Source organism: Enterorhabdus sp. P55 (assembly GCF_009911695.1).
In the GTDB taxonomy this organism is placed as follows: domain Bacteria; phylum Actinomycetota; class Coriobacteriia; order Coriobacteriales; family Eggerthellaceae; genus Enterorhabdus.
In genome coordinates this window covers 46,165-68,229 of the sequence record NZ_QWKK01000004.1, presented here as the reverse complement: position 1 = coordinate 68,229, position 22,065 = coordinate 46,165, and the positions used below count along the sequence as shown (strand labels likewise).

Genomic DNA, 22,065 nt, shown 5'->3' with positions numbered 1-22,065 from the left:
GGGGGGCGCCGGGCTGTGGGCAAGCGTAGGGGGCGGGGGCGCACGCCGTGGGCGGGGGCGGGTGCCGCGGGCTGGGAGAGGCAGGGGCGGACGTGGACGGTCGTGAGGCGGGCGCGGGGCGGGCGATCGCGGGCAGTCATGGGCGCCCTGGGCGGGACGGGCGGGTGGCCTGCTCTAGTACGGCAGGCCGTTGGGGAAGGGATTCACGGTGATGTCGGCGCGGGCGCGCAGGTCGGCAATCCAGGCGAGTGCCGCCTGGGTGCGCGCGGACTCGAGGGCGGCCTCGTCCTGCACGGCATCGCCGGCGCCGGACGCGGCGTCGCCCACCTTGTCGTAGGCGCTGTCGTCCGTGTCGCGTGTGGCCTCGTAGGCGAGCGAGGGATCCTCGGCAAGGGCCTGCGTCACCTTGGCGGAGAGCAGGTCCAGCTCGGTCTCCTCGCGGAAGGACTTCTCGTCCAGGCCGGCGGCAGCCAGGGCCTCGCGCCACTGCTCGTCGGACTCGTAGGTGCGGCGTTTCACGGCCACCGCCTCGTCCAGCTCTTCGCCTGTCACACGCACGCCCAGCTCAGAGGCGCCCTGGCGCATGATCTCGCGCGAGACCAGCACGTCGATCACCTGGTCGCGAACGCCCTCCGATGTCTGGCCGCTGTCTTCCAGGTACGCCTTCCACGCAGCACCGTCCTCAAGCCCCTGCGTTGCGCGCAGGCTCTGCACGTAGTCGGTCACAGCCTGCTCGGGAATGGCCGTCCCATTGACCGTCGCAGCCGTCCCGTTGGCACCAGAGCATCCCACGCACGTCACCGCCAGCGCCATCGCCGCCAAGACGGCCAGCAAACGCGACGGGAAGCGCGCCGAAAAGAAGGGGCGACCCGAGAAACGGAATGTTTCACGTGAAACACTTCGCCCCGCTGCACGGGCACGATCCGCCCATGGGAAGGCAGCCCGCAGGAAGACAGCCTTCAGAGCGCTCGCCTCGCGCGCACGCCAACTCGCACGACCAGCGCCACCGTCCTCGCGCGCCTCAGGGAGCACGGGCGCGCCGCCCGCGGAACACGCAGACGCACTATCGCGACTCCCCGCCGGAGCCGGAGGAACAACGCCTTTGCACGCAGACGAAACCGCGGGAATAGCGTTCTTACGTACTCGAAAGAGCGCCAGAGGGACGCCTTCGAATGTCTCGGAGGGTGCGGGAACGGCGCCGTCGCGACTCCCCGCCGAAACCGAAGGAGCGGCGCTCTCTTCCGCCCCAGGAGAAACGGGGGCAGCGGCTGCGAGGGCGGCGGGGGCCGAAAGGGCGGTGGCCTTGCGCGCTGCGGAGAGCGCGAATGCCTCACCGCAGCACGTCGCGGAAGCAGAGGGGGCGCCGTTTTCGCCTGCCGCGAGGGGCGAGGGGGCGTCGGCCGCAGGCGCCTCAGGAGCCGCAGGGGTGATGCCCGAGAGAGCCGCAGAAGCCGCAGGGGCGGCGTCCGCGCACGTCGCGGGAGCAGAGGGGGCGTCGCCTGCGCATGCCACAGGAGTCGAGGGGGTGCCGTTCTCGGGCGCTGCGGAGGGGGCGGGGCTGCTGGGTGCGGCGGTGGGGATGGGGGGTGGGAACATGGGGGCTCCTGTTCGGGAAAGGGAGGGGCCGCTTTCTCAGGCGGCCCCTCGGGTTAGTCTTGCTGGTCGGCGGCCTTGCGGCGACGACGCGCCAGCAGGGCCAGGCACAAGGCGAGCAGCGCCGTAGCCGCTGCTGCCAGCAGCATCAGCCCGTCGCCCGTCTTGGGCAGGGCCAGGCGCCACGGGTGCAGGGGGTCGCGCCCGCCCTCGTAGGCGAGGCCGAGGTCGACGGAGCGCTGCTCCTCGCTCGTCCAGTTCTCGGGCTCGTGCATGCGCCACGTCTGGCCGTAGGCGTTCACGTGGCTCGCCGAGGCCGATCCGCCAGCCGCCGTGCCACCGGTCGTCCCGGCGGCCGCACGGCTCGCGGCCCCGCCCTCAACGGCGTCGGCCTGAGCGGCGGCATCAGCCGGCGTCGGGTTGACGGACTTGGCCACCTCACGCAGGACGGAGACCTTGAGCGGGTTGGTGACGCCCTTGACGTCGCCCTCCTTCTCCGGACCCCAGTCGTTGTCGACGTTGTCGTCTCCGCCGACGTTCACCGGCACGTACTTGGCCTCGGCCGGCTTGTCCATCACCACGCGGTAGACGTAGGCGCGGCCGTACTCATCCTCCAGGGGCAGGTTGTTGAAGCTGTAGAAGCCCTCCTCGTCGGTCTGCTTCGAGGCCACCTGCGCCCACTCGTTCTTCTTGGGCACCACCGCGTTGGCCGCGTCCTTGCTGCTCAGCCCGTAGGTCTCGTAGGGCTTGTCGGGCTTCGCGGCGGGCTTGGACGGCTTGGCGGGCTCGTCCTTGTCGCCAGCATCGCCCTTGTCGCCCGCGCCCTCGATGGCGTCACCCGCGGCATCTGCCGAGGCGGCACCGTCGGCAGCCGCCTGCATCGCCGAGGCGGCGGTGGCGGCCACGGCGGAGAAGGTGCGCGTCACGCGGTCGGCCACGGAATGCGCAGCCTCGCCAGCAGCCAGGGAGGCCAGAGCCGGCGCCTCGACCTCCGGATTGAGCAGCGCCACGATCTCGTCGGCCACCTGCGGATCCATGGCGGCCAGCACCAACGCCACCTGAGCCGCGTCCACCTGGGCCAGCACGGCGGCCGCCACCGGGCGGTCGACGGCGGCCAGGGCCTCGGCGGCCGGAGCCGGGGTCATGGCATCCACCATGGCCGCAGCCACGGACGGATCGAGGGAGAACATGACGCCCGCGGCCAGCGCGACGTCCATGACGTCAGCCACGGCCGCAGCGTCGGCCGGGTCAAGCAGCGCCATGATGGCCGCCGCGTCGCCGACGTTCAGCTCGGCCAGGGCCAGGGCAGCCGCAGCCGGGTCGGCATCCGCCACCACGAGGGCGGCATCCGCCGGGTCGAGCGCGCCCAGGTCGGCCAGCGGGTCGTCCGGGTCGGGCGTGTCGATGCCGGGGGCGTCCGGGTCGGTCGGCTTGCTCGGGTCGTCCGGATCGCCGCCGGGGCCGGGGGCGTCCGGGTTATCCGGGTCGGTCGGCCCCTCCGGGTCGTCCGGCTCGCCCGGCACGCCGGGATCGTCCGGATCCACCGGGCCGGTCGGCTCGTCGGGCTCCTCCTCGCCGTAGCCCTTGACCGGCACCCGCACCTGGCCGCGCTCCGCCTTCTCGAGCGGGTCGCCCGGCGTGGTGAGGTCGCTGCCCGCCGCACCGTCGGTCAGGTACTGGCCGCGACCAGCGGGAACGTCGGCCGGCTCGTCATCCACCAGCTTGCGCTCCAGACGGACGGTCATGCCGGGCAGAATCTCGTCACCCTCCTGGCGCAGGCCGTCCTCGTCGGCGTCGTTCCACGCCACGCCGCTGATGACGGCGTTCTGGTAGGGAACGAGGCCGCTGTCGTTCTCCAGGCTGTCATGGCCCACGGCCAGCGAGCGGGGCACGCCGCCGGGGCCGTCCTTCACCAGCGACAGCTTGTCCTCGGTACCGTCGGAGCCCTTGGCGGGAACCACCAGGCCGAAGGCGCCGCCGTCGGCCAGGTCGGGCACGAGGCGCGTGTTGGCCTCGTCCAGGCTCGAGTCCACCGTGCGGTCGTCGCCGACGCGTAGCGCGGCCACCTCGTAGTCCTCGGGCAGCACCGGCACGTTGACGCGGTAGCCGTAGACCACGCGGTGCTGCTCGCCGTCGATGGTCACCACGCCGGTGGTGGGCAGGCCGTCAAACTCCCAGTAGCCGTCCTCGTCAGACCACGTGCAGGGCACGCCGTCCAGAGGACCGGTCACGTTGAAGGCCTCGTCGTAGACCCACTGGCCCTTGCCGAGGTCGTAGCGGTCGTAGTTCGGATCGGTATCGGGCTCCGGCTCGGGCTCGAGCGCCTCGCCGTCAACCGTACCCGCCACAGCGTCCGCAGCGGCGCCCATGAGCGGCTCCTGGAAGAAGGCCAGGGCCACCAGGACGGGATCGCCCTCGGACACGATGGGATCGATGGGATCGGTCACCTCGGGGCCCGTCGTCCCGGCGTCGGGGTCGGTCGCATCAGGGCCGGCATCCGGGTCACCCGCGTCAGGGTCGGTCGCGTCAGGGTCACCCGCATCGGGATCGGTCGCATCGGGATCGCCCGCGTCGCCGCCCGCATCGGGATCGCCGGCATCCGGGCCATCCGCATCCGGGTCGCCCGTGCCGTCGCCCACGCCCGGCGCCTCGGGCTCGTCGCCCGCATCGGGGGCGTCCGGGCCCTCCGGCTTGTCCAGCTCGTCGGGATCGAAGGCCGTGAACTCCTCGGGGAGGAAGTAGTAGCGGCGCAGCTCGACGTAGACGTCCTCGATGCCGTCCTCGGTGTAGTCACGCTCGTAGCTCGGCTCCGCGTCCTCGGGGGCACCCTCCTCAGGCGCCACCTCCTTCAGCTCGTAGTTGCGCAGGTCGTCGTGGTCGGCGTCCTCCCACACCGTGCCGGCAATCTTGACGGTCGGCGGGTAGGTGAAGCCGAAGTCGACGGAGCTGCCCGTGGGGTTGCCGTCCTCGTCCTCCTCGTCCTGATGGTTGATGGGACGGTGGGCCTGCCACAGCTGGCCGTAGGCGTTCACCGTGTTGCCGAACAGCGGCTTCACCACCTCGTAGGCCTGCGTGGTGCCCATGAGGGGCGACAGGTCGACCGTCGGGTTCTCAGGCTCCACCACGGGGAACCAGTCGTTGTCCACGTCGTCGTTGTCGCCCATGTCGAGCGGCGCGTAGAACGTGCCGTCCGGCTTCTCGTAGCGCAGGCGGTAGCGATAGGACTTGCCCTCGTCGTTCACCAGGTCAAGGCCGGCGAACGCATAGCGGCCGTCCGCGCCGATCTTGCGCTGGGAGATGGTGACCCACTCGCTGCCATCGCCCTCATCCGGCACGGTCGCATCGCCGTCGCCCGAGCCGTCGCCGTCGCCGGCACCGTCGCCCGAGCCATCGCCGTCCGCGCCCGCATCCGGGTTGCCCGCATCGGGATCGCCCGCGTCAGGCGCACCCGCGTCGGGATCGCCCGCATCGGGGTCGACGCCATCCGCCGGCGCCACGGCATCCGCCAGCACGTCCAGCGGCGCGGCCAGGCCAGCGCGCGCGGCGGCCGCGCGGGTCTTCGGCGGTATGCGATCGGCCTTCACCAGCGGCTCGCCGGTCACGCCGTCCAGGTTCGAGCCGGCCGCGCCGTCCGTCAGCGTCCAGCCCTGCAGGGCCAGCACGTCAGGATCGACGGGGGCCTCCGCCTCCGGCACCAGCATCCGCTCCAGGTACACCGTGCCCAGCGGCAGCGGCTCCTCGGAGGCGTCCTGGATGCCGTCCAGGTTGTTGTCGTTCCACACCATGCCGGCGATGACCGCGCCCGCGTAGGGCACCAGGCCGGCGTCGTTGTGATAGCTGCTCTCAACGTTGGCCTGAGACCACAGGCCCACGTGATCGGGGTTCTCCCACGTGCTCTCCGCAGGACCGGCGATGAGCGTTGCCATGTCCTCGTCGGCCTCGGCCTCCTGCATGGGAACGAACAGGCCGTTCTGCGGGTCGTCGGGCAGGATGCGCGTGGTGGTCTCGTCCAGGTCGGAGTCCACCGTGGCGTCGCCGACGTTCGGGTCGGTCACCGCGTACTCGTCGGGAACCGACGGGATGTTCACGCGGTAGCCGAACACCACGGGACGCGACTCCTCGTCGGCAGGCAAAAGCCCGCTGTCCTCGGTGAGCACCTCGAAGGCCGGGAGCTTCTCGAAGATCCAGTTGCCCTCCGCATCGGTGGTGGTCTCGGCCACGCCGCCGTTAGCCGGGTTCAGGCGCTCGTCGAAGATCCACGTGCGCGTCTTCACGTCGTACCAGTAGCGGCGCAGCTCCACCTTCTGGCCGGGCAGGCCGCGCTCGGCGTAGAGCGGGTTGCCGTCCTCGTCCGCCTCGGGCGTGCCGTCCTCAGCCGTCTGGTAGTTGCGGATGCCGTCGCCGTCCGCGTCCACCCACACCGTGCCGGCAATCTCCACCGGCGAGGGCACCTTGAAGCCGGCGTCGCCGCCGCGGTAGTCCACCATCGGGTCGAGCGGATCGTACTCGCCGCCGTTGGCCACTACCTTGTACTGCGAGGCGCGCTGGTCGCTGCGCGGCTTGGCCACGATGATGAGGCCCTCGCTGCGCTGGCCGTTCTCGGTGCCGTCGGGCAGCACGATGGGGTACGTCTCGAACAGGTGGTAGTTGCTCGAAGTGTCAGCCGTCACGTCGTCGATGTCGGTAGCCAGGTCGGAGTCGGTGCGGATGGTGGCATCCTCCACGTGGAAGCGCGTGACCACGCTCGAGGACGTGACGTTGTCGCGCACGACCTCCATGTGGTAGGCCGCCAGGTAGAACTCGTCCTTGTCCTTGCCGGTGCCCTTGGGCACGAAGCCGGGCAGCTCGTTGAACTCGTACACGCCGTCGGCGCCCGTCCGCGCGTACACGGCCGGGTCGTCCGGGTCGGCGCCGTTGGCGTACATCTCGGCGTCGGTGCCCGTGCTGTTCGCGATCTCCTCCGCGAAGTCGGTCGCGAAGTTGCCGTCCGGCGTCCACTTCCCGTCGATGAGCAGCCAGCGGGTCAGGCGCATCTCAATGCCCGCCAGGCCGGCCTCGCCGATGACCACGTCGTCGGCGTCGATCGGGTCGTCGCCCAAGCGGTCGGCCGCGTACTCGCGGATGCCGTTGTAGTTGACGTCGTTCCACACCACGCCCCGCAGGGTGGTGGTCTGGAAGTTGCCGAAGCCGGCGTTCATGTGGATGCGGTCGGCCGGGCTGGTGATGTCGTAGCCGCGGACGATGTACTCCTCCTCGGTGCCGCTGCCCTCCACCGCCGGGTTGCACAGCACCAGGCGGCCGTCCACCACCGGCGCCCCGGCGTCCACGGCCAGGTTGTAGGTGATGGGATAGTTGTTCTCCAGGTCGTAGAGGGCCTTGTCGGACGCCGGGACGTTCACCGGGCGCACCGCCTTGGAGTTGACCTTCTCATCATCGCCCGGGTTGTCCGGGTCGTTGATCTGCTGCCACAGGGTGACCGGGCGGCCGCCCACGCCCGTAGGCTCGTTCTCGCGGCCGTCGATCTCCAGCGTGTAGCCCTGCAAATACCAGCGCTCGGTGTCGTCGACGCGCATGGACACGGGCATGTTCTCGAACAGGAAGTGGCCGTCCGCGTCGGTCTGCATGGTGCGCACCGCATCGAAGCCGGCGTCGGCGCCGGGCTTCTTCCACTGCCCGTCGGCCGGGTCGTAGTACCAGCGGTGCAGGGTGATGGTCTTGTTCTCGAAACGCTCCTCGTCCTCGTCGATCAGGCCGTCGTAGTCCTGGTCGTTCCACACGTAGCCGGCGATGTCGGCCGACGGCGGAATCTCCACGCCGCCGTCGTTGGAATCGCGGCTGGAGGACATGGCCAGGTCGTAGTTGTAGGTGAGGGGGCTCGCCGCGCGCGCCAGGCGCATCACGCGGCCGAGGGCGTTGGCCGTGGCCACGGCCGGGCCGTCGCCCTGGTTGGGGTTGTTGGACGGGGCGGCCTTCACCACGTTGTCGGCGAAGGACTCGGGCACGCGCTTGTCCAGCAGCACGTCGTACTCGTCCACCGTCAGGTTCATGAGGTAGGAGTCGTCGTAGCGCAGGTCGGAGTCCACCGTGTAGTCGTCGCCCTGCTGGTACTTGGCGATGAACAGGGTGTAGCGCACGTCGGGCGCCGCCTTCACCCACGCGCGGTAGGCGAAGATGGTGGTGGAGCCGTCGGCCTCGCGACGCTGGGAGGGCAGGTCCTCGAAGCAGAACCAGCCGCCCTTGCCCGGGTACTCCAGGCGCGGGGTCCAGCTGGGATCGGGGCTCCAGCCGTCGGGCGCGTCAGCATCGGGCACGAAGCGCAGCAGCTCGATCTGGATGAGCGTGCTGGCATAGCCCGGCTCGCCGGCGTCCTGGATGCCGTTGGAGTTGACGTCGTTCCACACCACGCCGGAGATGTCGCGGCGCGGCGCGGGCAGCTGGCCGGCGTCGCCGCCGCGGAACACGATCAGCTGGGACGTGGTGCCGTCGTCGGCCTCCACCTCGCGGATCTCCACGTCGTCGCCGTCCTTGCGGATGGTCAGCCAGTCGTAGGCCGCCGGCGCGCCCTCGGTCAGCTGGCTGGCCGGCACGCGCACATGGCTCTCGTGGCTGCCGTCGGGCGTGGCCACCGGCGCCGCCAGGATGACCTGGCCGTCGTTCACGCGGGTGTAGCGGTCGCGGTCGGTCGCGTCCACGGCGTCGCGGTCCTCGATGGCCAGGGTGGCCGAGGACAGCACGTCGGAGTCGATGGTCAGATCCTCGCCGATGTGGGACTTGGTGAGCAGCCAGTAGTTGTCGTCGTCCGGGTTGCCGGTGCCGCCGGGGCCGGTGCCGTCATAGTCCACGTGGGTCTCGTAGAGCTTCACGCGGTAGGACGCCAGGTAGTGCGCGCCCTCGGCATCGGTGTAGGCGGTCGGCAGGTTGTCGAAGAGGTACTCGCCGTTCTCGTCGGTGTAGACGCCCACCTCGCCGTCGCCGAGCTTGCCCCACTCGTCGGCGTCGAAGGAGCCGTCCACCAGGCTATCCCAGGCAGACTGGTTCAGGGCGGCCTCGAGCAGGGCGCCCACCTTGTCCGTATCCACCGTGCCATCCAGGCCGTACTTCCAGTTCACCACGTCCTTGGACACGCCGCCCGTGACGTTAGGCACACGCATCTCGAAGTCGACGGTGATCTTCTCCTCCGGCGGGGTGGTCTCCAGGCCGGTGCCCGGGTAGTCCGGGTTGTTGATGGTCACGGGAACGCTGCCCGCCACGTGCGAGGTGCGCAGGTCAGATCCGAAGGTGAGGTTCTGCTTCCAGGCCCCCACGCCGCCGGCATCGTTGACGGCCGCCGGATCCCAGTACCACTGGGTCAGCACCACCTTCTCGCCCGGCATGGGCTTGTCGTGCTTCTCGACCTCGGGGATCTCCGGCTTCTCCACCGCGCCCGGGTTGTCCGGGTCGACAGGCTCGTCGCCGCCGTCACCGTCGCCGCCGTCGCCGTCGCCCGCGTCGGGGTCAGTCGCGTCGGGGTCGGTCGCCCCCGCGTCGGGGTCAGCCGGGTCGCCGTCCTCGCCGGCGTCGGAGTCGGTCGGGTCGGTCGCCCCCGCGTCGGGGTCGGTCGGGTTCTCGTCGATCTTGCGAATGCCGTCGTAGTCGGCGTCCTCCCACAGCACGCCGGAGATGGCGCCCTCGGGCACGGCCACCAGGCCGGCGTCCCAGTTCTCGAAGCGCTGGGCGTTGGTGAAGTCGTAGGTGTAGGAGATGCCGGCGGACGGACGCACCGTCACCGTGTTCTCCAACAGGGTCTCCTCGGTGGGCGCGCCGGCCAGCACGATCATCGAGTCGGTACCCAGGCCCATCTCCACGTCGGGGCGCAGCCCGTCGGTGGGGGCGTTGAGGTAGTACACCGGCACGGTGACGATGGCCCCGCTCGTCGGATCCTTGGTGGCGCCGTCCAGCGGGCCGTTCATGACGGTGGTCTTGAGGTCGGAATCCTGCTCGTCGGCCGGGTCGTCGGTGGTGTTCGTGGTGTTGCGGAAGGTGAAGCCCCAGTTGGTGCCCAGGGTCAGCAGGTTCTTGCGATCGATGCGCAGACGGTAGCCGGCCAGGTACTTGACCTTGTCCTCGTCCATCTTGTCCAGGTCGTCGTCAAGCGGGTCGGGCACGTAGGTGGGCAGGCCGGCGAACACGTACTGGCCGGCGTTGTTGGTCACGCGGGTGGAATGCTCCTTGGGAGCCCACTCCCACTCCTGCGTCTGCTTGTTGAACTTACGCGTGCGCTCCACCAGCTGCCAGGCGCCCTTGCCCTTGGCGATGGCGTCCGGGTTCCACCAGTACTGCTCAAGCGTCACCCGCACGTTGGGCACGCCGGGCTCCAGCAGGTCCTGCACGCCGTTGTAGTTGAGGTCGTTCCACACGTAGTTGCCCAGGTAGCCCTTGGTGGCGTCCACGTAGCCCAGGCCGAACTTGCGGTAGACCTTGAAGCCCTTCCACTCCTCGTTGTCCTCGTAGATGGCGTGGCCGTCCTCGTCGGTGGGAATGGCGGCGAAGATGGGATAGCACTCGCCCTTGACCGCCTTCTTGGTGCGGCTGTTGCTCTCGGACTCGGGGTAGCGGTCGTCAAAGTCGGGGTTGGGCACCACGTAGGTCTTCAGGTACAGGTCGTTGTCCCAGACGCCGCACGGGTCGGTCTTGTACTTGGCCTCGGCCGCGGCAAGCTGGGCGTCCGTCAGGTCGCTCAGATGCGTGGGCGCGGCGGTCAGCCCCAGGTCGGCCCAGTGGGCCACGATGAAGTCGAGCAGGCTGTTATGCTCGGGCGCCTCCAGCGGGTCTTTGGTGTAGAGGTAGGGCGTCGGCTTGATGAGGCGCGTGCCCAGGGCGTCCTCGGAGCGCAGCAGGTAGTAGCGATCCGGCTTCATGTTGAAGCTGAACGTGCCGTCCTCGCCGGTCAGCAACGTGGCCGGCTTATCCTCGGCGTCGAGCGCCACCTCGTTGGACACCTCGCCGGTCTCTGGGTTGTACTCGTAGAGCGACACCTGCATGTTGGCCAGGCGCTGCTCCTTCTGGTACTGGAGCGCCGAGTCGGGGTCGTTCTGGTCCTTCTGGCGGTCGAGGTAGCCGTCGATGAGGTCGATGTTGTCGTCGCTCGGGTCCTCCGGGTCGTCCATGGGGATGCCGCCGTCGTACATGTCGTCGCGGAAGGTGACGCCTTCCACGGTGACGGGCGCGCTGATGCCCACCTGGTAGCTGGTCATCTCGGCGTCGTAGGCGCGGTGGATGCGCTCCGGGTTCTCGAACACGTCGGTGTTGGCCGGATCGAGGAAGTAGTCCTTGTCGTAGGCCACCGGGCGAATCTCGAACGCCTCGGCCGTGGTGGCCACGAGCGCCGTCTCGTCCACGTCCGGGGTGTCCGGGTCGTCGGCGCGGTGCTCGATGTCCATCACGTAGTCAGCCTCGCCGTCGCCGTCCTTGTCCGGGCCGATGGCCAGGGTGGTCAGCGTGTAGCCGGAGTACTTCTTGGGGAAGGTGAAGCGCAGCTTGTACTTGCCGGGAATGATGTTCGACATGATCCAGTAGCCCTGGTTGCCGTAGTAGTCGCTCTCGGTGGTATAGGTGTAGGGGCCGCCCGCGTCGGCGTTGATGTAGCCGCCGCCGGCGTTGAGCAGAGGCTCGCCGGTCACCGGGTCGCACTGGATCCAGCGGCCGGTGCCATCGCCCGCCGCGCCCTCGAGCCACAGGGGAACCTGGCCGTCGCGGTTGACGGGGAAGCCGTTCTCGTTGAGCAGCTCCACCACCACGCCGTTGACGCCGGGGTCGTTGGTCTCGCCGTCGAAGTCCAGGTCCTTCAGCATATCGTCGCTGCGCAGCGTGGCCGGGTTGCCGTCCTCGTCGGTGCCCTCGTAGACGCCCTTCCACGTGCCCGTGGCCTCGTCGTACTCGGTGTCGGTCGCCAGCATGTAGCGGCCGTTCGGGCCCTTGTGGTAGGTGGTCGGGCGACCCTGGGCGTCGGTGGTGACGGGCGCGCCGTCCTTCGTGTCGTTCTTGAACTTGTCCCAGTTGAGGTCGATCCACACATAGTCGCCCACGTAGCCGCGCTCGTCGGGCGCAGCCACCACGGCGCCAGCCTGGCGGTTCTCCACCAGGCGGGCCGACGCGTCGCCCAGGGCGTCCGCGCCGGTGACGTTGACGCGCTGCGCGAAGCTGTTCCACTGGGTCACCTCGGCCAGGCGGGCAGCGCCGTTCGGGTTCAGGTTGGGGTCGGTGATGTCGAGGTTCATGTCGAACAGCGCGTCGCCGGTGGTCGAGCCCAGGTACTTGGGCAGGTTCAGCGGCGTATGCATGTCGTAGGCCAGCGAGATGTAGCCGGTGGGCGGCAGGTACACGCTGTCCTTCTCGGCCTGCACCCAGAAGCCGCGCAGGGCGTGGCGCAGGTTGAGCGACTCGTCCGGATGCGCCTCCACGTAGGCCTTGAGCTCCTCGAGCGGCATGAGGCCCGCCTCGCGCAGGCGCATGCCAGTCGGGTCCTCGCGCATCTCGTTGATGGCCTGGAGCTGGAGCGCCTGGCTCGGCTGCTTCCAAAGCGCCGGCAGCGCGTCAGCCTCCAGGGCCTTCACGTGGGTCACGTTGCCCTTGGCGTCGCGGGTCACCTCATAGGGGCCGGCCCACACGCTCACCTCGCGGCTCGGGCCCTCGCTGATCAGCTCGCGGCCGTTGGGGTGATCGGCGTCGCGCGGGTCGAAGCTCATCACCTTCACGGAATCCAGGTCCTCCACCCAGCCGTGCCAGGTGGACTTGCGGGGCACCGCCACGCGCTCCGGCTCGCCGGCCTCGTTGTACTCGAAGCCGCCGTCGAGCACCTTCGGGTCGCCCTCGTAGGGCAGCACGTCGAAGAGCACGGCATGGACGTACTGCTTGGCGATGGCATCGCTCGCGCCCAGGTTCTCGGCGCGGGACAGGTAGTCGTAGTTGCCGCCCTCGCCCACCATGACCGGGCCGTTGACGGCCTGGGTGTAGAGGGTGCCCAGGTCAGACGACGAGAACTTCGACTGGGCCTGGGCCGTGTTGGCCACGAAGCCCGCGCCCTCCAGCTGCAGGGAGAGCAGCATCTCGTTGGTGTTGTTGTCCAGGTTCACGTCGCGGGTGTCAAGGATGAAGCCCGTCTTGTTGTTGCCCTGCTGGGTGGGAATATAGGGGTTGTAGTTGCCCGACTTGTAGGCATAGCCGGTGGTGGTCATGAGGTCGGAGCTGATGGAGGAGTTGGCGTCCGCGCGGATGGGCATCATCATCTCGATGATGACGGCCTCGCCCTGCTGGAGCGTGCCGCGGATGTTGCCGCCGGCCGCCGACGTGAAGCGCCAGTTCATGAACTTGCGGTTGTAGCCCGAGCTCACCGAGCCCAGCTTGTCGGCGGTGGTGAGGCTGCCGCCCACGGTGGGCTGGGTCAACGTGACGTTGGGGTTCTCCACCACGCCCTGGGACACGAAGCTGTCGTCGAGCTTCTCGACGTGCCACGTCCACAGCGGCGTCTTGCCGTCCAGGTTCTGGGCGTACCGGTCGTAGACGACCTCCTGGTAGGTGTTGCCGTCCTCGTCCTTGAGCGGGTTGCCGTTCTCGTCCAGGATGTCCACCATGTGCGTCTCCGCCTCATCGCGGTAGCCGATGTTGAGCGGGCTCAGCGGCTTGCCCGAGGCATCGGTCTTGAGGCTCTCCGCATAGGGCACGTACTGGAACGACTTGCCCGACATGGTGGCCGCCGCGCCGAAGCCCTCGATGAAGGGCAGCACGATGGACAGGTCGGGGTTCGAGCAGAAGTCGCCCTGCTGGCCCACCACGCCGAGGGCCTTGAGCTGGGCGGTGCTCAGGTTGGTGAGCGTGATCTTGTAGCGCATCATGAGCGATGCGGCCGGGTCGATGGCCGGGCGGCCCACCACCCACTCGTAGCGCTCGGACGCGTTGCCGTTGTAGTAGGCCTGCTCCATGTCCAGCTTGAGCGTGGGGTACTCGGCCACGCGGTAGAAGCCCACGCGGTCGCGCTCGGGGTTGGCGTACTTCGTGTCGTCGTAGCGCAGCACGGTGGACACGAAGTGGTTCAGGTGGGCTTCCTTCGACACCTGGGTGGTGCCGCCATCGCCGTCGCCCGAGCCGTCGCCCGCGTCGCCGCCATCGGCCCCGCCGTCCTGCGCGAGCGGGCCGTCGGCCACGGTACGCAGGCCCATGGTGGAAAGCGTGAAGTCCTCCAGCACGAAGGTGTGGCACATGATGCCGGCCGCGTTGGAGTAGAGGCCCTGGGGCATCTGGGCCTTGGTCTGGAGCTTCTTGCGCTTGCCGTCGCTCGTCATGACGTACTTGCCGGTGGCCGCGTCCTTCTCCCACTTCCAGCCCACGTTCAGGCGCTGCGGGTCGAGGAAGTCGGCCTCCTGCTTGCCGATGGTGTCGCTGTAGTCGTTCAGGCCGTCGTCGTCGGCGCCAGTCACGTCGGGCACGGCGTCCACGTCCAGGCGGAAGCCGCGCGGCACCGGGTTGCGCTGCGCCATGGAGTCGTCGATGATGGCGTCCCAGCCGGTCTTGACCGGGTTGCCCGCGTCATCTTCCTCCACGGCCTTCACCACCCAGCGCACCTGGCGGATGTCGTAGCCGCCCGCGTTGCTGTACTGCGTGGTGTCGATGCGCGTGTTGGTCTTGTCGCGCACGGGATAGCCCGCCGGGTCGCCCAGGATGACCCAGGTACCCGCCTGGGAACCACCCCAGGTGCTCGGATCCAGGCCGTCAGCGGTGTTGCCGTCAGGATACTGGGCGCTGCCGCGGTCGTCCTCGCCGAAGAAGTAGTCGCGGTCGGCGTCGGTGCCCGGCAGCGCATAGTTCTCGCGCTCGTTGGGCGTGGGGCCGTTCTGCTCGCCGAAGACGGACTTCGCCTTGTCGGCGTCCTTCGTGGACGTGTTCACCACGCGGGCGAGCACGAACACGCGCAGCTTGTTCTCTATCCGCGCCTGCTCGTTGAGCGGCTGGTCGTAGACGTCCTCGTACTTGGGCTTCTCCTTGAACTTGGCCACGAACACGGTGTCCTTGTAGAACATGCCCGCCACGGCGGATTCGGCTTCGTCGCTCGCGTTGAGGTTCGCCTTCACCAGGTCGGGCGTCAGGGTAGCCGTTCCCGTGATATCGTCGTAGACCACCTCGATCCGGTCGTCGCGGTAGTCAGTCACCGTGACCACCGTGTTGTCGGGCAGCGTCTCCTCGCGCTCGAACTCGGTGCGCTTGTACCAACCCTCGAAGATGTAGCCCGTGTCGGGGATGGCCTTGGAGCCGGAGATGCCGTTGGTGGCCTTGTACGGCATGTCCAGGTTATAGGGGGTCTCCACGCTGCCGTGGGGACTCTTGTCCGCATCTGGGTCGAGCGGCTCAGCCAGGTAGTAGATGTTGTAGGTCTTCTGCTTGAAGTGAGCGGTGAACGTGGTCTGGCTGTACCGGATCTCACCGGTGGGCTTGCCGTCGGCGTCCGTCACCTCCGTCATGTTGAGGTTGGCGGCCACTATCTCGGGAGTCAGGGTGCAGGTGCCGTCCTCGGCCACCGGCACGTCGATGTCCTCCTCGTAGTTCTTGCCGTTCTCATCGGTGCGCATGACCGTCCAGCCCCTGACCTCGAAGTGGAGGTTCGGCGTGGCCGTCGACCCGCGGATGCCCTCGGTCGTGCCCTGGGGGATGTTGAAGTCATTCGTCACGCTCACCTTGCCGTCGATGCCGTCGGTCCGGTAGCTGATGCTGTACGTCTCGGACGGCGTCGACCCGCCGTCGCCGTCAGCCGCGCCTCCGTCGCCCTCGGCAACGGGCAGCGCGACCTCATCGGACTGCGGTGCCACGGGCTCGTCGGCCAAGGGCTCGTCAGACGCCGGGTCGGTGGAGTACGCGGCGATGCCCGCATCGTTCGCAGGCGCGCTGGCCGAGGCCGCGGCTGCGGTATTCGGCACCACCACCTGCTTGATGGACCACTCCGCGCCGGGCACCTCCCACACGCCGGTCTGCACGTAGCTCACGTAGGGGTAGGTGCGCACCACCGGCTGGCTCGGGTCAGCCAGCGGGGCGTCGTAGGACAGCGCGTTCAGGGTGCCGTAGTAGGGCACCTGCCAGTCGACGATGAAGCTGTTCACCGCCGAGCCGGTGTTGACGGCCTGGGTGACCAGAAGCTCGTTGTCGCCGGCCTGGTGCGAGTCGTCGGCCAGGTTGATGTCGAAGTCCTGGTCGGTCATGAGCGCGCGCTGGACGAAGGTGTCGCCGCGCACGCTGGAGCTGGGCTTCAGGATCTTGAAGAAGCCCGACTTGTCGTAGATGTAGCTGTCGGTGAGGTCGCCGTCGCGGTCGTAGTCCTTGGCGGGGATCTCCTCGCCCGTCACCGGGTCGATCTTGGCCACCTCGTCGTTGATGAGGCGCACGTAGCCGTTGTAGCGGCCCCAGCGAATGAAGCGGCTCATCTTCTGCTCGTTGAAGTCATAGGGCTTCTGGCCCGGCTCCGTGGCGGTAGGCGTCACGGGCTTGGTGGCCTGGGTGCCGGCCGGCGTGACGGCGCCGGTGTCGGGATCAGTCCAGTCGTTCTCGTAGACGTGCGTCCAGCCCGGGCCGCCGTTGGCCTGCTGGAGCCAGCGCAGGTTGGTGTCGTGCACCGTGGCGTACATGGTGGAGTTGCCGCCGTTCCACGTGCGGAGCTCCTTGAGCTGGTCGGCATAGCTCGTGTGCATGCCCGTGAGCGCGCTCTCCGCGTCGCCCAGGTTGTCGATGCGCGTGCGAACCTTGAGCGTGATGGCGTCGCCGATGAACATGTGGCCATCGGGATGCACGCCGCCCCACTGCGCCTGGAGCAGGCTGTCGTACTCGTCGAACTCCTCATCGGTGGCATCATCCGGCGGCGCCAGCTCGAAGACGACCACCTCCTCGTCGTGCGAGGCGGACTTGATGTTGTCGGGCGCCAGGTCATCAGGCTGGTCGGCGTCGGGCTTGCCGTAGTCGCTGCCGCCCTGGGTGGCATCGTAGTTGTTCGACGTGTAGTTGGGCTGGTCGACCACCTTCACCGTCCAGCCGTTGGCCACCAGCTGCTTGGGCGTGAGGTGCTCGGTCACGAACCCGTTCTGATGGCGATCCCAGTGGTGCCACTCCACCAGGAACTGGTAGTCGTCGCCCTCGTAGTCGGTGATCAGCTTGTAGGCCGCGTCCTTGGCCGCCACGGCCGGATCGTCGGTCAGCATCTTATCGGTGTAGAACGTCACCTGCTTGGGCAGGTGCAGCGCGAACACGATCTTGGCGTGCATGAGGCGGCCCGACTGGGCGTAGCCGTTGTTCAGGTTGGAGAACTTGGCCTGATACCACAGCGTGTCGCCGTACTGGAAGGCGTTGGCGTCGGGGATGGTGTTGGCCTGGCGGGTGCCGTCGCGGCCCAGCCAGTAGTAGAAGTCGTTGCGGCCGCCGCCCGACTTGAGGCTCTGGTCCCAGTAGGCGCCGTTGCCCATGGCCGAAGGCGTGGCGCCGTTGTCGCCGGTGCCGCGCGCCACCTCGTACTCCGCCTTCACGGTGGGATACGAGCAGCGGATCTTCAGGCCGGACATGAGGCCCTGGTCATCGCGGGAGTCGGCCACGCCGGTCTTGTTCCGCTTGAAGGCCTCGGTGCTGCGCACGGCGTCGTTGCCGTTCAGGCGATAGGTAGCCTGCGCGTCCAGCGCATAGCTCTCGCGGAAGCGGTAGTCCTCCACGATGACGCCCGCGTTGCCCGCCGGCGTCACGCTGTCCAGGCCGTTCTGGCTCTCGGTGTAGCGCTTGACGAAGCCGGGCAGGTAGTTGGTGGCCGGCTCGTTGGCACGGGTGTAGCTGCCATCGCTCACGGCGTTCTTGGGGATGACGCCCACCGAGCTGATGTTGTAGGGATACGCGCTGCCGCTGGCATTGCCCGTGTAGTCGGTGGTGTCCCAGAAGTAGTAGTTGTAGCCGTCGCGCTTGGACGTGCGGTACTGCGCCTGGCGGGCGTCGAGGCGCGTGTCATCGCCCACACCGCTCCAACGGCGGTACTGCACGGGCGAGCCCACCTGGTAGGGGTTGCCCGCTATGTCGGAGTCGGCCAGGAACTGGTAGCCGTCCATCTTCGACGACACGTAGGTGCGGATGTTCTCGTAGCTGCGCCACGTCTCGGGGTAGGCGGTCTCGTCCGCGTCGGAGCGGCTGGCGCCGGTGGTCATGATGTTGAACTTAAAGGTGTTCATGTCGTAGGCGCGGATGCGCTGCTCGCCGTTGCCCTTGCGGGTGGCGGCCACGTCAAGGTCTGCCGCGACGTTGCGCTTGGTGCTCGCGTCGGCGTAGCTGCTGTTGCGCCCGCCGTTCCAGGCGCCCTCCACGGCCACCTGATCCGGGTCGAAGCCGTAGGCGAAGTCGTCCACCTTCTCAGCGGAGGTGTCCACGTCGCCGCGGGCCTCGAAGCGGATGACGAAGCGGTACTGATCTACCGGCGGCTTGGCCGGCACGTTGCCCACCGCGGGCGTGCCCTCGTCCTTCACGTTCTCGTAGGTCACCGTGGCCTTGAAGTCGCGCCAGGCCTCCGGCGCGTCCATGTTGTTGGTCAGCTGGCCGGTGTTGCCCACCCGCGCCTCGCGGGCGTAGTTCACCGACCAGTCGCCGGCGGCGAAGCCCTGCTCCACGTCGGGGAGGCGGCTGTAGGGCTCGCCGTTGGCGCGCAGCGGCACGATGTTCTCGGGCAGCACCACGGTCACCACGGGCATGACGAGGTCGCCCTGCTGGCCGCCGTCGACGGAGTAGGTGTGGTACAGGCGCTCCCACCAGCCGCCCTCGTGGTACCAGTCTCCCGAGTTCTTGGTGGTGACGTTCTGGGCCGTGTGATCCCACCAGTAGCGGTTCTCCACGTGGACGTTGAGCTGGCGCACGGCGCCCTCGCTCTCCGCGTAGTACTCGGACAGGTTGCCGGTCACGCCGTTGGTTCCCAGCGTGTTCCACATGCGCACCACGGGCTTGCGCATCTGGGCGCGCGTACCCGTCTGGGCATACAGCGTGGGCGTGCCCTCCTCACCGTAGTCCTTGTAGGCGTTGTGCCAGCTGCCGCCAGCCGTGGTGTCGGTCACCTTCACGCCGGCCGGCACGGCCTTGCCGGTGTCGCGCCAGGTGCCGTCGGCGTTCTGCTCGAAGCGGGTGAGGCGCACGGTGTTGTTCTGCACCACGCGCCCGTTCACCGACGGCATGTTGGGCGAGCCGTAGGACTGGTCGTAGGTGCTGGGGAGGTTCCACGAGCTGTCGTTGTTGCGATAGCGCGCCGTCCACACGTAGTCCATGCCGAAGGGCTGGCTGTTGTTGGTGTCTCCATCGCCCTTGTTGGTGTCGGGCTCCCAGGCGGCCTTGCCCTCGTAGTGCTCGATGTCGAACAGCTGGTAGTAGGCGCTCGACTTGGAGGGCAGCTCGCCGGTAGCCGTGTCGGATCCGGTCACCTCGCGGGTGTCCACGGGGCGCGTGAGCACGCGGTCGTACCAGTAGCCCGACGTGTTGGTGGCGAAGATGTGCGACGGGATGTCCACGATCATCTTGTAGCCCTGGGTGCCGCTGTAGCTGTCGCGGTCGGCGGTGTTGGCAGCGTTGTTGTCGATGTCGCGGCCGAACCACTTGCCGAGCGGCTTGCGCACGGTCACGCGCACCACCCACGGCTGCGAGCTGCCCACGTAGTCCTCGCCGTGCAGGGTGGCGTCGCCGCCGCTCACGGCCTCGTAGCTGGAAAGCGCCGGGTCGACTGACAGGTCCTCGGAGCGGCGCGCCAGGCCGTTGCGGTAGTCGGCCGGGTTCTGCGAGTCGGAGGGCGCGTCATAGCCCTGGTAGGGGCCATAGGGCGTCTGGATGATCTCGGCGTCCACCAGGTCGTCTCCGATGCGCGCCCAGTTCTCCTGCACCTGCGCGTCGCTGTCGAGCCACGACGGCCCGCGGTTGTACCCGTTCAGGGTGTACGCGGCCAGCTTGAGGCTGCCGTCCTCGTTGAGCTGCGGCTCGGTGCCGCGCGGGAATATGTAGGTGAACTCCACCGCGTCGAGGTTGCGGTCGCCGTAGTTGAGCGCCTGGAGCCGCGTGGTGTAGGCCTGGTTGTACTGCATGGCGGTGTTGTACTGGTTCCACAGCACGCCCCGCTGGTCGCGGATGGTCTGCTTGTACAGGTTGTTGTAGTAGCTGTTGGTGTTCTCGTACCACCACTCGGTGGCGTCGCGGCCGCTCAGGTACTGGCGCTGCGTCTCATGGGTGCCGGTGGTGGCCCACAGGCCGCCGATGGCCGGCGTCGAGTCGTTGGTCGGATACATCTGGGACGACGTGGCCAGCCACGCCTTCTGCAGGTGCAGGCGCGTCTGCGACCAGATGAGCGGCGTCTCGGAGCCCCACTGCGTGGGCAGGCCCGTCGCGTTGCCCTCATCGTCGGTGTCCACGGTGTTGTCCACCCACGTGCGGCGGATGGTCACGAAGTTGTCGTAGTCGCGCCAGTAGCTGTAGCGGTAGTCGCGGTACCGGTCCGAGCGCTCGTTGACGCGCGCCACGGTGGAGTTCCAGCCCGAGCTGTACCCGTTCACCAGGTAGCGGGTGGTGGGCAGCGCGTTCTTGTGCAGCGCCGCCTGGCTTGCCGCGCTGAAGGGACGCTTGGGCGTGTAGCGCGTCCACTGCACGAAGTTCTGCGTCTTAGCGTCGGTGTCCAGGAACACGCCGCGGAAGCCGTCCTGGCCGTACATGGTGTTGGGCTGGCTGTTCCAATCGTAGCTGAGGTAGCGGTCGACGTTCTGGTTGGTGGCCTCGCCGGGGATGAAGGTGAGCGAGCCGTCCCACATCTCCCAGCGGTCGGTGTTCTTGGGCTTATCGGCGGTAAAGGCCGACTCGTGGAGCAGCGAGTCCATGTCCATGAGCACGCCGGCGTTGTTCACGTAGCTCGCGCCCGTGCCGGGACGCGACGCGCCGAAGCTGCCGCCGGAGAGCGGGTTGACGTAGACGCGGCCGGTGTTGGAATTCCAGCCGCCCGTGTTGCCGTTGGAGTGCCAGTACTCGCCGATGCGCGGGAAGTACGCGGGCTCCTTGCCGGTGGTGGTGGAGTACTGCGTCTTGGCCATGTCGCCGTAGACCTGGGGCAGGCCGTCGATGGCGGCGGTCACGTCGAACCACAGCTCGATGGTGTCGCCCACCTCCACGCACACGTTGCCCGGCTCCACCAGGTCGACGGGGGATATCTCCTCGCGCTCGTCGGGAACCACCGAGCCCGGCTTGGACGACGCCGGGTCGGGCACCCACTCGATGCGGAACAGCGCGAAGCGGGTGTCCTCGGTGGCGCCTGCCGTGGTGGGGTTCAGGTCGTTGAACGGCTTGGCGCCCATGTCGCGGGTGCTGTAGCCCACCGGCGCGTTGTTGTAGTTCATCATGCCGCCGTAGTCCTTGGCCACCTCCGGCGCGTCCTCCTCGGCTACGCGGGTGACCTGGAGCTTCATTCCGTTCAGGCGCGCGTCCTTCACGTCGCTGCCGTAGATGTCGTACCAGCGGATGTTGTTCTGCAGGCGCGCGGCCAGGTAGTCGGCGTCTATCTCGCCGGCGGAGCCGTCGGCCTTCTTCAGGTAGTCAAGCGGAATGCGCTCGTAGAAGACGGGATTGTACAGCTCGCCTTCCACGTCCATGTAGGAGTTGGTGCCGCGCGGCACGTTCCACAGGGTGTCCTTGTACCAGAACTTCTCGCCGGGGATGTAGCCGGTCTTCTGGGAGGCGTTCCAGCTCTTGGCACCCGTGCCCTTGGCCTGGGCCTCGGTCTGGAACACCTGGTTCTGGAAGCGGATGACGGGCGTGCGGCGGTACACCGTGAAGTTGACGTTCTTGCCGCTGTCCTGCTTGGTCTGCAGGACGCTCTTCGTCTGGCCCTCCACCGTCTTCTCGAAGTGCTTCACGGCCGGCGTCAGGATGGGGCCGCCCTTCTCGCCGTCGGCGCCCTCCTGGTAGAAGTCGAGCTGCGTCGTCTCAGCGTGGCGATGGGTGTAGCCGAAGTCCACCGGCACGCGGTCGGCCGTCCAGTACTCGTAGAGCTCGCCGGTGGAGTCGCGGTTGTCCTGGTAGCGGGCCACGCCCACCAGGGCCACGTCATCGAGCTTGTAGGCCGTGGTGCCGTCGTCGGACATGGTAGCCGGCAGGTCGTAGTAGGTCCAGCGCACCTGGGTGACGTAGCGGAACTTGTTGGAGTTCTTGTAGTAGCCCTCCACGGCCACGGTGGGCTCGCGGTCGGGCTGGGCGTTCAGGCGGTCGAGCTCGTCGATGGTGATCCAGGCGCCCTCGTAGGTGCCATCGGCGTTCTTGATGGCGCGGGTGTCCCAGTACTCGATGAGGATGGGGTCGCGGTCGCCGAGGGTCTCGGGCTCGTTGACGGACTCCTTGCTCAGACCCTCCTTCACGGCCGCCTTCTGGAACCGGGCGATGAAGGTGGTGTCGATGTAGAGGCCGGTGTCGTCCTTCTGC

At 68.3% G+C, this 22,065-nt stretch carries 2 protein-coding genes (1 of these 2 only partly in view); both read right to left on the bottom strand.

Going from position 1 to position 22,065, the window contains the following annotated elements:
* Positions 1–174 precede the first annotated feature (174 nt).
* The gene (locus D1643_RS12170; RefSeq protein ID WP_236643267.1) at positions 175–813 is read right to left on the bottom strand and encodes a SurA N-terminal domain-containing protein; all 639 of its coding nucleotides are present in this window, start codon (positions 811–813) and stop codon (positions 175–177) included.
* Positions 814–1,649: 836 nt separating this feature from the next.
* Positions 1,650–22,065: the 3' portion of an InlB B-repeat-containing protein gene (locus tag D1643_RS00825; protein WP_160707681.1), read on the bottom strand. It continues 16,232 nt past the right edge of the window; the window shows 20,416 of its 36,648 coding nt (coding positions 16,233–36,648); its start codon lies off the right edge, out of view; its stop codon occupies positions 1,650–1,652.

What these genes read in the sequence shown, in the direction of transcription:
- D1643_RS12170 (WP_236643267.1), bottom strand. Translation starts at nt 813, where the DNA reads ATGGCGCTGGCGGTGACGTGCGTGGGATGCTCTGGTGCCAACGGGACG.